This is a genomic window from Chryseobacterium sp. UNC8MFCol (assembly GCF_000482305.1).
Taxonomy (GTDB): Bacteria; Bacteroidota; Bacteroidia; order Flavobacteriales; family Weeksellaceae; genus Chryseobacterium; species Chryseobacterium indologenes.
This window is the reverse complement of the sequence record NZ_KI535290.1, coordinates 166,133-178,928: the sequence shown is the minus strand read 5'-3', so window position 1 is coordinate 178,928 and position 12,796 is coordinate 166,133. Positions and strand designations below refer to the sequence as shown.

At 37.1% G+C, this 12,796-nt stretch carries 13 protein-coding genes; 9 read left to right on the top strand and 4 right to left on the bottom strand.

Annotation, left to right across the window (positions count from 1 at the left end):
* Positions 1-185 precede the first annotated feature (185 nt).
* The 4 genes from metQ to M030_RS24280 all read right to left on the bottom strand — a co-directional run bounded on the left by metQ (position 186) and on the right by M030_RS24280 (position 3,784).
* On the bottom strand, positions 186-992 hold the full coding sequence (gene metQ / locus M030_RS0115145) for a methionine ABC transporter substrate-binding lipoprotein MetQ (protein WP_027374270.1): 807 nt from the start codon (positions 990-992) through the stop codon (positions 186-188).
* 98 nt (positions 993-1,090) lie between these two features.
* On the bottom strand, positions 1,091-1,747 hold the full coding sequence (gene metI / locus M030_RS0115140) for a methionine ABC transporter permease MetI (RefSeq protein WP_027374269.1): 657 nt from the start codon (positions 1,745-1,747) through the stop codon (positions 1,091-1,093).
* Complete coding sequence (locus M030_RS0115135) at positions 1,740-2,768, bottom strand: methionine ABC transporter ATP-binding protein (protein ID WP_027374268.1); 1,029 nt, start codon at positions 2,766-2,768, stop codon at positions 1,740-1,742. The genes metI and M030_RS0115135 overlap by 8 nt, the downstream gene beginning before the upstream one ends.
* Positions 2,769-2,785: 17 nt before the next feature.
* Positions 2,786-3,784, bottom strand: a complete 999-nt coding sequence (locus tag M030_RS24280; RefSeq protein WP_051585101.1) for an EamA family transporter — start codon at positions 3,782-3,784, stop codon at positions 2,786-2,788.
* Positions 3,785-4,343: 559 nt separating this feature from the next.
* Between M030_RS24280 and M030_RS0115125 the strand changes: the two genes are divergently transcribed.
* The 9 genes from M030_RS0115125 to M030_RS0115085 all read left to right on the top strand — a co-directional run bounded on the left by M030_RS0115125 (position 4,344) and on the right by M030_RS0115085 (position 12,446).
* Positions 4,344-5,276 carry a ring-cleaving dioxygenase gene (locus M030_RS0115125; protein WP_027374267.1) on the top strand — a complete coding sequence of 311 codons (933 nt, stop codon included), beginning with the start codon at positions 4,344-4,346 and terminating at the stop codon, positions 5,274-5,276.
* 116 nt (positions 5,277-5,392) lie between these two features.
* Positions 5,393-5,686: a GNAT family N-acetyltransferase gene (locus tag M030_RS0115120; protein WP_027374266.1), complete on the top strand. Its 294-nt coding sequence runs from the start codon at positions 5,393-5,395 to the stop codon at positions 5,684-5,686.
* A 105-nt stretch (positions 5,687-5,791) separates the two neighbouring features.
* Positions 5,792-6,745, top strand: a complete 954-nt coding sequence (locus tag M030_RS0115115) for a ring-cleaving dioxygenase (protein WP_027374265.1) — start codon at positions 5,792-5,794, stop codon at positions 6,743-6,745.
* A gap of 6 nt (positions 6,746-6,751) precedes the next feature.
* Positions 6,752-7,372: an alpha/beta hydrolase gene (locus tag M030_RS0115110; protein ID WP_027374264.1), complete on the top strand. Its 621-nt coding sequence runs from the start codon at positions 6,752-6,754 to the stop codon at positions 7,370-7,372.
* Between the two features lie 378 nt (positions 7,373-7,750).
* Complete coding sequence (locus tag M030_RS0115105; protein WP_027374263.1) at positions 7,751-8,098, top strand: hypothetical protein; 348 nt, start codon at positions 7,751-7,753, stop codon at positions 8,096-8,098.
* A gap of 60 nt (positions 8,099-8,158) precedes the next feature.
* The gene (locus M030_RS0115100) at positions 8,159-9,769 is read left to right on the top strand and encodes a Na+/H+ antiporter (RefSeq protein WP_027374262.1); all 1,611 of its coding nucleotides are present in this window, start codon (positions 8,159-8,161) and stop codon (positions 9,767-9,769) included.
* A gap of 329 nt (positions 9,770-10,098) precedes the next feature.
* Positions 10,099-10,410 (top strand): hypothetical protein, encoded by a 312-nt coding sequence (locus M030_RS0115095; protein ID WP_027374261.1) that lies wholly within the window; start codon positions 10,099-10,101, stop codon positions 10,408-10,410.
* 10 nt (positions 10,411-10,420) lie between these two features.
* A complete protein-coding gene (locus M030_RS0115090; RefSeq protein ID WP_027374260.1) occupies positions 10,421-11,005 on the top strand; it encodes a Crp/Fnr family transcriptional regulator in 585 nt (194 codons plus the stop codon).
* 565 nt (positions 11,006-11,570) lie between these two features.
* Positions 11,571-12,446, top strand: coding sequence for a pirin family protein (locus tag M030_RS0115085; protein ID WP_027374259.1), 876 nt, complete (start codon positions 11,571-11,573; stop codon positions 12,444-12,446).
* Positions 12,447-12,796: the final 350 nt, after the last annotated feature.

Below are 12,796 nucleotides of genomic sequence, written 5' to 3'. Positions count from 1 at the left end.
TCTCAAATTGAGAAAATAAAAATAAATTAGTAAAAAAACTGCCTCCAAATGGATGAGCAGTTTTATATCGAAATGGTGAAACGGGAAAGGTAAAGAATTATTTTATATCAAATACTATTGATGGATAAGTTGGTTGGCTATCAGGTAAAGAAGATTCACTTTAAAACCCTCAAACTCTCCACCTACTACCATCCTTTCACCGCACCTCCTTTGAAAATTTCTTTTGCTTTCTTTTCCACTTCATCGGATTCATACGCTTTGACGAAGTTTTTTACCTTCTGGCTGTTTTTGTTGTCCTGTCTTGCAACAACTACATTCACATAAGGAGAATCTTTATCTTCTTTAATGATACCTTGTTTTTCGGAATCCAGACCGGCCTGTGCCGCAAAATTATTATTGATGATTCCTACCACAACATCCCTGTCGTCCAGCACTCTTGGAATCTGAGCACCCTCAATTTCCATGATATTAAGTTGCTTTGGATTTTCTGTAATATCGGTAACTTTAGGAAGAAGTCCAACGCCGTCTTTCAGTTTTAATAAACCATTTTTCTGTAAGAGAAGCAAGGAACGCCCGCCGTTGGTAGGGTCATTAGGAATCACAATCGTACTTCCGTTCTGCAGTTGGCTGATGTTGCTGATCTTTTTTGAATACGCAATAATAGGATAGACAAAAGTATTACCCACAACCGCCAGGTTATACCCTCTCTGCTTGGATTGTTCCGTTAAATAAGGAACATGCTGGAAAGCATTGGCATCAATATCACCGTTGGTCAGGGCTTCATTCGGAACTACATAATCATTGAAAGGGATAAGTTCCACTTCCAGATTATATTTTTCTTTCGCTACTTTTTTGGCGACTTCAGCAATTTCCTGCTCTGGTCCATAGGTTATTCCCACTCTGATAAAGTTGGGGTCATCTTTCCTTCCCGAACAAGCAGTAAAGAGAAGAACTCCGGCAGCCAGTAATCCTAAGATTTTTATTTTTTTCATTCTTTTTTATTTATTATTAAGCAAAGAGGCAAAGAAATTGAAAAAGTAAATTTTAAATGTACACTAAGACTCTTAAACTCTCCAACTCAACTCTCCAACTATCTGTGGTCAAAATGCTTTGAAAATCGGTCTCCTGCAAACTGGATAATGAATACCAGCAGCACAAGCAATATCAGGACGGTGTTCATAATCACAATATCATAGCCGATATATCCGTACTGGTATCCCACCTGGCCTAAACCTCCTGCACCTACAGCACCTCCCATCGCAGAATATCCGACAAGGGTAATTAACGTAATGGTTGCATTATTGATTAAGGAAGGTAATGCTTCGGGAAGCAATACTTTTCTGATAATTTGAAAAGGTGAAGCGCCTAGAGCTCTTGCTGTTTCTATCAATCCGTGAGGAACTTCGAGTAAACTGTTTTCTACCAGTCTTGCAATAAATGGTGCAGCCCCCACACTTAGAGGAACCAAAGCGGCATTCACTCCGATGGAAGTTCCTGCCAGAATCCTGGTAAAAGGAATCATCCAAACAATTAAGATAATAAAAGGAATGGCCCGGAAAATATTCACTACTATGGACAATATTCTGTGATACAGTGCATTTTCCAATAGCTGTCCTTTTCTTGTTAAAAATAAAAAAATTCCGACCGGAAGTCCTAAAACAAATCCAAAAAAGCCGGATACAAATGTCATGTAAACCGTTTCCCAGGTTCCTTTTGCCAAAAGGGCAATTACCGCATCACTAAGCATATCCTTTTACTGTATTTTGAATTTTGTTCTGATTAAAATAAGAGATGGCCTGTTGGTTGGCTTCCTCTTCCCCCTGAAGCTGAAGCAACAGTTTTCCGACATTTGAATTTCCGAAGTATTCCACATCAGCTTTCAAAAGCTTGTAAGGGATTTTATGTTGGTTGTATAATGCTGAAAGAATCTGTTCAACACTAAAATTTTCATTGAGTTCGATTTCGACCAGCGGAAATAAACCTTCCTTCGGTTCTTTCTGTAGTCTGCTGTTGAATTCCTGTGGCAGGGTCATGACATCTGAATTTATAAATTGTCGGATTACCGGATTTTCTCTGTCCGAAATAATCTCACTTAAAGTTCCTTTTTTTAATAACTTTCCGTGGTCTATCACGGCAACGTGGTTGCAAACCGCTTTGATAACCTCCATTTCATGGGTAATTAAAAGAATGGTAATACCCAGTCGCTCATTGATATCCTTCAAAAGCTGTAAAATAGATTGTGTGGTCACCGGATCAAGGGCGCTGGTAGCTTCATCACAAAGCAGAAGATGCGGATCATTTGCCAATGCTCTTGCAATTGCTACTCTCTGTTTCTGGCCCCCCGAAAGACTTTTTGGGTAATCATGGGCTTTATTTTCGAGGCCTACGATTTTCAGGAGTTCATATACTTTTTTACTGATTTGCTCTTTACTAAGGTGATCCAGCTCCAAAGGAAGCGCTACATTATCAAAAACCGTTCTCGAAGAAAGAAGATTGAAGTGCTGAAAGATCATTCCGATTTTTTTACGCTCTTCAGCCAGCTGCTTTGAGCTTAATCTGGTAAAATCTTTTCCATTGATAATTATCTGTCCTTCATCCGGTCTTTCCAAAAGATTTACCGTACGGATCAGGGTACTCTTTCCGGCACCGGAAAACCCTATAATTCCTACAATATCTCCTTTTTCTATATTGAGACTCACCTGATCCAGCGCTTTAAACGACTGTTTCTTCTGGTGAAAAGTTTTTGAAATGTTTTTAATTTCTATCATTCTGATATTTTATACTATTAAATAGGCTGGTATCGCTTATTTGTCCTATTAAAAAATCTTCTTACTCTTCTTAATTTAACTTTTGACCGTTTTGAAAGTTTAAAGTACTTGGTGACATTCGTCAACAGTACTCCCAGCAATATAGTGGTCAAACCATACAACTGGCTTCCATTGATGCTCTGGTTGGCAACAATCCAGCCTGCAATCACGGTTACAATAGGATTGATGTAGGTATGGGTGCTTACAAGGGCTGCGGGTTTCACGGACAAGAGCCAAATGTACGACAAATAAGCGACTATTGATCCAAAGAAAATCAAAAACAGAACACCAAACCATGCCGGCAAAGGAACTGCAGAAACCGAAAAATGCGTCCATTCTCCTCTGATAAAAGCAATCAGAAAGGCTGCTACCCCCGCTACAATTAATTGTTGGGCAATATTCATGAATGTAGAATGAGAGGCCGGATTTTTTTTCGAATATAAAGAACCCAGCACCCACGCAATAGAACTCAGCCCTAAGACTATAAATGCTGTAATTCTAAGATTTCCGTCAACCATAGCATGGGCTGCATTGGAATGTACACTTCCTTTTAAGAAGAATACCAATCCTACAAACCCGATGGCCAGCCCTATCGGAATAAATTTGTCTGAAAAATAATATTTCCAGTTTTTTCTGTCGATGGCAATGAACCAAAAAGGACCTGTCGCAATAGAAATGGCAGCTTCAGAAGCTGTTACATATTGTTCTCCCCAGGCTACCAGACCTGTTCCTCCTGTAAGAATAAGCACTCCGGTGATGGCATTTTTCTTCCAGTTGGTCAGAGAATTTGCTCTTTCTCCTTTTGAAAGGAGATATCCGATCATCAGAATTCCTGCTACGAGAAATCTCAATCCCGAAAGAATGAATGGCGGAAAACCTTTTAAGCCAAATGAAATAGCTAAAAACGTAATTCCCCATATTACATAAATGTTTGTAAACGCCAATGGAACCAGCCATTTGTTTTTAGAATTGCTCATTTTTATTTTTTTAATGTTGTTGTGTTTCGTGTTTTTTTAACAAAAAAGGCCCTACAACTTGGTAGGGCCTTTAAAAATATGTCATATAAAAAGTAAGGTCACCCACAGTATTCATGATGCATAGGCATACACGTAGCCATCATCATTTTTTTGATGCTATGTTTCTTTATTGAATTATTATTTAATTCTGCCGTCATTTTATTTTTTTTCCTGAATACGGTGCAAATATATAATATAATTTTTATTAGTCCACTAAAAAAGTAGGGAATTTAAATATTAATTTATCGTTAATGAATTTAATGTATTGATTTTCAATTTATAATTTGTATTTTTATTTTGAGTATTTTGCTATAATAAGTCTTTTTTTATGTTTTTTAATTCAATGGTTATTGAATTGAAGGTCAAATGTCTTTGTTGAAAAGGTAAAATAAGTCCGATTTTTTAAGAATTGTGTAAAGTCGGATCAAGGCAACTTCTTTTAGCTAACTTTAATGATTTATTAAACTAGTTAAATGTCCGGGACTTCAATACGTTGTAATTTAGCATTAAAATTAAAGACATGGACAACAGAATATTGGGTCTGCATCATATTACAGCAATAGCGGACAATGCAAAAAGAAATTTAGATTTTTATACTCAGGTATTAGGGGTAAGACTGGTGAAAAAAACAGTCAACTTTGATGATCCGGGAACCTATCACTTTTACTTTGGAAATGAAACAGGAACTCCGGGAACTATTCTTACTTTCTTCCCATGGGAAGGAATTGGGCAGGGAACTAACGGAAGCGGTATGGCTACTCATATTGGATATGCCGTACCAAAAGGAAGCCTTGCATTCTGGAAAAATCGTTTGGAAAGTGTACAGATAAAAGTGGAAGAAGCAGAGATTTTTGGCGAAAAACTGATTTCCTTTAGAGATCCTGATGGCCTTCAGCTACAATTGATAGAACCATCCGGTGATGACAGCAGAAAAGTATGGACAACAGATGATATCAAAGACGGGCAGGCTTTAAAAGGCTTTCATAATGTCACTTTAACATTGAGAGATGCAGATCCCACCATGAAAGTATTAACCGACATTCTTGGATATGATCTTCAAAAGCAGGAAGGAGAAAGATACAGATTGGCGACAGATGCTATCGATACGGCCAATCTGATCGATATCATTGAAAACGACAAAATTCCGGCCGGAAGAAATGCAGCGGGAACCAATCACCATATTGCTTTCAGAGTAAAAGATGACAATATACTGATGGAATATCGTGAAAAAGTATTATCTGCAGGCTTAAGTATCACCCCGAAAATCAACAGAGACTATTTTTACTCACTGTATTTCCGTGAACCGGGAGGTGTATTATTTGAAATTGCTACTGATAATCCGGGATTTACTGTGGATGAACCTTTGGAAGAACTTGGTAGCCACCTTAAACTTCCTGCACAGTATGAAGGAATGCGCAATAAAATTGAAGGAGTACTACCGAACTTATCATAGATCATTCACAAGATCTGATAAAGAGACTACATTTGAATAATAATTTTTAACGCAAAGTTTTTAAAATGCTTTACGTTAAAAACAACATCAACAGATAACTCCAAATAAAAAATAAAATGGAAAGAACAGAAATTGTATTAGAAGGAAGAAGAGGAGAGATTCAACTTTTCTCAGATGATCATAAAGCAGGGAAAATGGATATTTCAGTAATCGGGAATAAACTTACTGTGTACCATACCGAAGTGAATCCCGAATATGAAGGAAAAGGTTTTGCTAAAATTTTATTAGAAAAGCTGGTTTCCTACGCAAGAGAAAATGACCTGAAAATTGTACCGTTGTGTCCTTACGTTCACGCACAATTCAAGCGTCATCCGGAAGAATACAATGATGTCTGGATGAAGGGAGAGTAGAGATATGCTAGAGGATAGGAGAGTTTGAGAAAATGAGTGTTTTGAGCAATTTTGCCTCTTACCTTCTTTGTCTGTCACAGTAACCAATTAATAACAATCAACACAATGAAACTTATCACAGGGCTGCATCACGTTACGGCTATCACCGGCAATGCACAGGAAAATATAGATTTTTACACAGGAGTATTGGGACTTCGTTTGGTAAAGAAAACTGTTAATTTTGATTATTCAGAAGTATACCATTTTTATTTCGGGGATGAATTCGGAACTCCGGGAACCATCATGACTACCTTTCCTTACGGTAAAGATCTTATCAATGGAAGACATGGAAAAGGAATGCTGAATACAACGGCCTTCTCAGTTTCAATAGATGCTCTGGATTATTGGATGAATCGTCTGGATCAGTTTAATGTTCATTACAAACAGCCTCAGCAAAGATTGTCAGATGAAGTATTTATTTATCTCGAAGATTTTGACGGATTAGGTCTTGAGCTTGTTTTTAACAATAAAGATGAGAGAAAAGGATATTTCAACGGATATATTCCTAAAGATTACAGTCTTAAAGGAATTCATCATGTGGAAATCTGGCTTGATTCGTACGAAAGAACTGCAGCGCTTTTGACAACCCGGATGGATCATAAAGTAATCAGTGAAACACCTGACAGACTTCGATTGGGAACTGAAAATCTTCCGGGAAAATATGTTGATTTACTAAGCACTCCAAATGCATTGAAAGGACTTGCAGGAAGAGGTACGGTGCATCATGTGGCTTTTGCAACTCCGGATGCCGCTACACAACTTGAGATGGTAGAAAGATTAAACGCTTACGGACTGGAGCATACCGAAGTAAAAGACCGTAAATATTTTACCTCAGTATACTTTAAAGAACCGGGAGGAGTATTATTTGAAATTGCTACTTCAGGCCCGGGATTCGATGCAGATGAAGAGCTGGCATTTCTTGGTGAAGATCTGCAGCTGCCTCAACAGTTTGAAGAGCAAAGGCAACATTTACTTGAAGTTCTTCCGAAAATAAATTATCCAACAGAAAAATTCAGATAAAATACAATGAGTCACACGTTAAATATAAAAACAGCAGGAATACCTTTGAAACAGGCTGAAAAAGCCTTGATTATGATTCATGGAAGAGGAGGAAGTGCCCAGGATATTCTGAGTCTTTCCCAGCATTTGAATGTGAAGGATTACGCTTTATTAGCTCCACAGGCTTTGAATCATACCTGGTATCCTTTATCATTTATGGCCCCGGTAGATCAAAATGAACCCTGGTTGTCTTCAGCACTTGAAATGGTGGGAGAGACTGTAAAAGCTGCTCTGGATGCGGGAATTAAACCGGAAAATATGTATTTTTTCGGATTCTCCCAAGGCGCTTGTCTTACCTTGGAATTCTTAGCCCGGAATGCCCGGAGATTTGGCGGAGCGACGGCAATTATCGGTGGCGTCATCGGTGATAAAATTAATCGTGAAAATTACAAAGGTGACTTTGCAGGAACTCCTGTTTTCCTTGGAACCAGTAACCCGGATTTTCATGTTCCGGTAGAAAGAGTATATGCAACAGCCAATATCTTCAGGGAGATGAATGCCGATGTTACTGAAAAAGTATATGCGAATTTTGGACATTCGATCAATCAGGAGGAAATGGAACTGGCCAATACAATTATATTTAAATAAATAATTTGAACCACCGAAGATTTATAAACACTTAAGTTTAAAAATCGAAGATTTTTTTGAAAATATAGTATTATTAGAAAAAGGTTTATGGCCACTAATGCACGAATACAATGCATTCGTGCATTAGTGGCAAAAGATCTTAATACAATCTCTGCGTAAACCTGTGTTATCTGTGGGAAAATAGAAAACCATAAAAGTATCAAGGCTTTTTGAATACGTAAGTTATTTAAATTATAAGCTTTACGCATATGAGTACACAAAAGTCTTGACAATCTCTGATTTTTTTCTAAAGTGAACTTAAGTGTTTAAAATGACATCTGCTCCATATGCAAGAACAAGGACTTGGTTAATGTAAAATTTTTTTTTATTTGATAAACAATGAAGATTACACGCATTTACAGTGATGAAAACGGAGATTCTCATTTTGAAGATATTTATATTCCTATTGTTGATCAGGGAGAAATAGGATTCCTTTCTGATGCCGTTGACGTTAAAAAATTACAGTTCAGAAAAGTTTCTGCAGACTACGATTATGACTTTCACTGTGCTCCTCAAAAGCAATATATTGTTCTTTTGGATGGCGGGGTGGAAATAAAAACCTCACTAGGGAAAAAAAGACAATTCCAGACAGGAGAAATTCTTCTGGTAGAAGATACCGCCGGCAAAGGACATAAAACAAAAAACCTTCAAAAAAAGGAACGATTGTCAATGTTTATTTATATGTAAAAGATAAAACACTAACCCATCATTTCCAACTTTCAACTCTCAATTTTCAACTAAAAAACTATGCACGAAAATTTCCTTCTCATCCTTGGACTTCTTTTAATTGTCATGCTGCTGGTAATGCTGGCACAAAAGATCAAAATTGCCTATCCTATCTTTCTTGTATTGGCCGGATTGGGCATCAGTTTTATTCCGGGAGTTCCTGTTCTTAAACTGGATCCAGATATCATATTCCTGATTTTTTTACCGCCATTGCTCTATGAAGCCGCCTGGTATACCTCATGGAATGATTTCTGGAAATGGAAACGTCCTATAAGTTTACTGGCTTTCGGGTTGGTGTTTTTAACATCCCTGGTTGTGGCATATGCTTCCCAGGCGCTGATTCCCGGTTTTACGCTGGCTTTAGGTTTTTTGTTGGGAGGTATCGTTTCACCACCGGATGCTGTAGCAGCGACTACGGTGTTAAAAGGCTTGAAGGTACCGAAACGTACCATCGCCATTTTAGAAGGGGAAAGCCTTATCAATGATGCTTCATCACTGATTGTTTTCAGATTTGCCCTGGCTGCTGTAATGACAGGAATATTTTCTATGCAGGAGGCGACGGGACAATTTTTTCTGGTAGCAGGAATGGGAATTGTGGTAGGGATTTTAGGAGCTCATATTTTCTATGCTGTTCACCGGTTTTTACCCACGACTCCGGCTATTGATGCCGCTCTTACCGTAATGACACCTTATATTTTATTTTTATCAGCGGAACATTTTCATTTTTCAGGCGTGATGGCAGTAGTAAGCGGTGGATTGTTTATGTCTTTCCGTGCTCATGAAATGTTTAAAACCGGAACTACAAGAATCAATATGACAGGAGTCTGGAATACCCTCATTTTTGTGATGAATGCTTTGGTTTTCGTCTTAATAGGCCTGGAACTTCCTGATATTGTGAACGGATTAGGCGAAATCTCCGTAGTGAAAGGAATTGAATATGGACTGATCATCAGTTGTATCGTTATTGTTGTTCGTCTGTTATGGATTTATCCGGTAGCTCATATTCCAAGATGGCTGAGCGAAAAAGCACGCCGTGATCCGAGCCCGGGATGGAAGAATCCTCTAATTATTGGTTGGGCAGGCATGAGAGGAGTCGTTTCGCTGGCAACAGCCTTGTCAATTCCGGTGATGATGAATTCACAGGCAGAATTTCCGATGCGAAATTTAATTATATTTATCACTTTTGTCGTAATTTTTGTAACCTTGGTTTTTCAGGGATTAACATTACCTCTGATTATTAAACTAACTAAAATCGGAGAAATTGATCACATCCTCCCATCTCATGAGCAGCAGGCGGGAATTCAGATGAGACTGGACAAACTGGCGGTTGATAAGCTGAACCATGAGTATAAAGAAAGCTTAGATACCAATAGTCTGGTAGGAAATCTTAAAAAGATGCTGGAAAATGACATTCATCTTCATCAGAATCATTTAGCATCAATAGAAATGTGCACCAACAGGCAGAATGATATGAAAGAATACCATCAGATCATGCTCGATATTTTTGCCTTACAAAGAAAAGAATTGTTCAGAATGAAACGCGAAAAACAGTACAGTGATGATGAGATCCGAAAAGCAGAATCCCAGCTCGACCTGAATGAATTGAAAATAACTGGAAATAAACATCTTTAAAAGTTGAAAATTGAGAGTTGAAAATTGAAAATGAATCTAGGTGAGGAGTTGAATTTCTTGTCATCTTTAAGCAACTTAATTCTAAAACCAGCAATATAAAGTTGAAAATTGAGAGTTGAAAATTGAAAATGAATCTAGGTGAGAAGTTGAATTTCTTATCATCTTTAAGCAACTTAATTCTAAAAACAGCAATATAAAGTTGAAAATTGAGAGTTGAAAATTGAAAATGAATCCAGGTGAGGAGTTGAATTTATTTTCATCATCAACGACTTACTTCTACATACACTCAACCGGGAACTGACATCTAACAATCAATACCTAGCAATCTTATGAATATACTACATTTTTTAGTAATCGGAAAAAATCAGGAAATACTTGATGTTTTAAAAAGAGTAATCGAGAATAATGAAGGCTGGACTGCCGATGTGCAGACCGATGAAAATTTCTGCTATGAATACATCCGACAAAACAAGGTAGATATTGTCCTGTTAAGCTCTGGTTTAGAGGATGAATTTGAGAAGGAAATTAAAATATTCTGTAACGGTTTAGACAAAGAAGTTAAAGTTATCGACCATTATGGAGGAGGAAGTGGGCTTCTGAAGAATGAAGTTTACAGTCTTTTTCCTAATTTGCGGGAGTAAACTTAATTTTATGTTTGAAAATATCATCAGAAACATCAGCAGATTCATCACCATTACCTCTGAAGAAGAAAAATTTTTTACTGACTTATTAGTATGTCAGTCATTTCCTAAGAAGACCATTTTATTAAGAGAAGGGGAGATCTGCCAGTTTGAGGGATATATTCATAAAGGATGTGTCAGAATGTATTGTCTGGATGATAACGGTTCAGAAGTGACTCTTCTGTTTGCTATTGAAGACTGGTGGATAAGCGATATAGCATCTTTTCAGGAACAAAAGCCGTCAAATGTATTCATTGAAACTTTGGAACACACAGAAATTTATATGCTGAATCCGACTACCAAAGAAAAACTCTTACATGAGATTCCAAAATTTGAAAGAGTTTTCAGGATGCTTGTACAGAGAAATCTTGCTACCGTTCAGAAGCGTTTGGTCAATACCATTTCCCGATCGGCGTCAGACCGCTATCTTGAATTTATTAAAGTCTATCCTTCTATTCCACAAAGGGTAGCACAATATTACATCGCTTCTTATCTTGGTGTTTCCAAAGAATTTGTAAGTACCATCAGGAAAAGACTTGCTTCCAAAGAAAAGTAATTTTTTCCCGGATGACATGCGTTTTCACAGACTTTTTGTGTAAAGATTTTCTTTGGAGTACCTCTGCGTTATCAGCAAAATCTGCGAGATCAAAAATATCATTGTACATCCTCGAAATTTGTGGGAAAAATTTAACCACAAAAGTCACAAAAGTTTTTTGAACACTTAAGTTATTTTAAGTGACAAACTTTATGCATAAAAAGTACACTAAAGTTTTTGAAAATCTTTGATTTTCTCTAAAGTGAACTTAGCCATTTCAGCAGTATTGTAAACTTACTGAAGTGAACTGAAGTGTTACAAAATCTGCGTGAGAAATAACATAGTTATAAAAATCTGCAAAATTAATTTTATCGGATAAAATCCTTACGCCTTTATAAGTGCTTAGTAGAAGATCATTAGAGCTTTAGTGTTTTCCATCCCATTCCGATCAAAAATACACCAATCGGCAACAAAAATATATCCGATATTTTTTTCCCCCACAGTCATTTATTAAACTAGTTAAATGCACAACGTTTTCAGTATCTCTACATTTGTCATATCAAAATCAAACAAATAATAACTTGATATGGACAGAAAAGATTTTTTAAAAAAGGGTTTATTGGGAACAGGAATGTTTGTAGCATCAGCTTCCCTGGCAAGTGCGATGAAAAATGAAATCGACGAGATTGAACCTTTAGAACCGATCGGATACAATCATTTACCGAACACAGAATCAAAGATTAAGGAAAATTCTGTCCTTCATAAGGCCGATTCGAGAGGGAAGGCAGACCACGGATGGTTAGTAAGCAATCATACTTTCAGTTTTGCCAACTATTATAATCCTGACAGAATGCACTTCGGTGTGCTGAGAGTCCTGAACGATGATAAAGTGGAAGCGGGAAGAGGTTTCGGAACCCATCCTCATGATAATATGGAAATCATCAGTATTCCCCTGGAAGGAGATCTTGAACATAAAGACAGCATGGGGAATACGGCTATTATTAAGAGTGGAGATATTCAGGTGATGAGTGCGGGAACAGGAATTATGCATAGTGAATTTAATAAAAACAGTGACCAGCTGGTGAAATTCCTTCAAATCTGGGTGTATCCGAACAAAAGAAATGTCAGTCCGAGATATGACCAGATTACTTTAGACAAAAGCAAAAGACAAAATCAATTTCAACAAATTCTTTCCCCTAATGCCAATGATGAAGGGGTCTGGATTCATCAGGATGCGTGGTTTCACCTTGGAACTTTTGATAAAGATATAGAAACTCCTTACAGCATTAAGAAAAAAGGAAACGGAGTGTATGTGTTCATGATTAAGGGAACTGCGGAAATCGGAGGTCAGATTGTTGAAGAAAGAGATGGCTTCGGAGTTTGGGATATCAAAGACTTACATATAAAAGCAAAACAGGAAAACACTGAAATTCTTCTCATGGAAGTTCCTATGACAATGTAAATAATTTCAGAAGTAAAGAAATAATGAACCGGTTTCATTAATATTGTTGATTGAGCCTCCTTTTCATAGGGGGCTTTTGGTTTTTAAAAAATAAATTATAAATAAAGTGAAAGGGTCAATCTGTAATATTACTGCTCGCTTAAAAAGAATCAATGAAAATGATTCTACTATTGTTTCCCTAAAAATAAACATAACCTTATAGACCTTTGCGTTTAATTATTTTGCTACAGCATACATCATGAATGTAAATAGGTAGAAAACAGAACCTAATTACGTTCCTTTTCAATTTTCACCCGTACAAAATCATCTCAATTTGAAAAGTCAAAAAAAATCCCGATTTTTGCAATCTT

Bases quoted from the DNA above. Each gene is read 5' to 3' on its own strand.
- metQ (WP_027374270.1), bottom strand. From the start codon at position 992: ATGAAAAAAATAAAAATCTTAGGATTACTGGCTGCCGGAGTTCTTCTC.
- metI (WP_027374269.1), bottom strand. From the start codon at position 1,747: ATGCTTAGTGATGCGGTAATTGCCCTTTTGGCAAAAGGAACCTGGGAA.
- M030_RS0115135 (WP_027374268.1), bottom strand. From the start codon at position 2,768: ATGATAGAAATTAAAAACATTTCAAAAACTTTTCACCAGAAGAAACAG.
- M030_RS24280 (WP_051585101.1), bottom strand. From the start codon at position 3,784: ATGAGCAATTCTAAAAACAAATGGCTGGTTCCATTGGCGTTTACAAAC.
- M030_RS0115125 (WP_027374267.1), top strand. From the start codon at position 4,344: ATGGACAACAGAATATTGGGTCTGCATCATATTACAGCAATAGCGGAC.
- M030_RS0115120 (WP_027374266.1), top strand. From the start codon at position 5,393: ATGGAAAGAACAGAAATTGTATTAGAAGGAAGAAGAGGAGAGATTCAA.
- M030_RS0115115 (WP_027374265.1), top strand. From the start codon at position 5,792: ATGAAACTTATCACAGGGCTGCATCACGTTACGGCTATCACCGGCAAT.
- M030_RS0115110 (WP_027374264.1), top strand. From the start codon at position 6,752: ATGAGTCACACGTTAAATATAAAAACAGCAGGAATACCTTTGAAACAG.
- M030_RS0115105 (WP_027374263.1), top strand. From the start codon at position 7,751: ATGAAGATTACACGCATTTACAGTGATGAAAACGGAGATTCTCATTTT.
- M030_RS0115100 (WP_027374262.1), top strand. From the start codon at position 8,159: ATGCACGAAAATTTCCTTCTCATCCTTGGACTTCTTTTAATTGTCATG.
- M030_RS0115095 (WP_027374261.1), top strand. From the start codon at position 10,099: ATGAATATACTACATTTTTTAGTAATCGGAAAAAATCAGGAAATACTT.
- M030_RS0115090 (WP_027374260.1), top strand. From the start codon at position 10,421: ATGTTTGAAAATATCATCAGAAACATCAGCAGATTCATCACCATTACC.
- M030_RS0115085 (WP_027374259.1), top strand. From the start codon at position 11,571: ATGGACAGAAAAGATTTTTTAAAAAAGGGTTTATTGGGAACAGGAATG.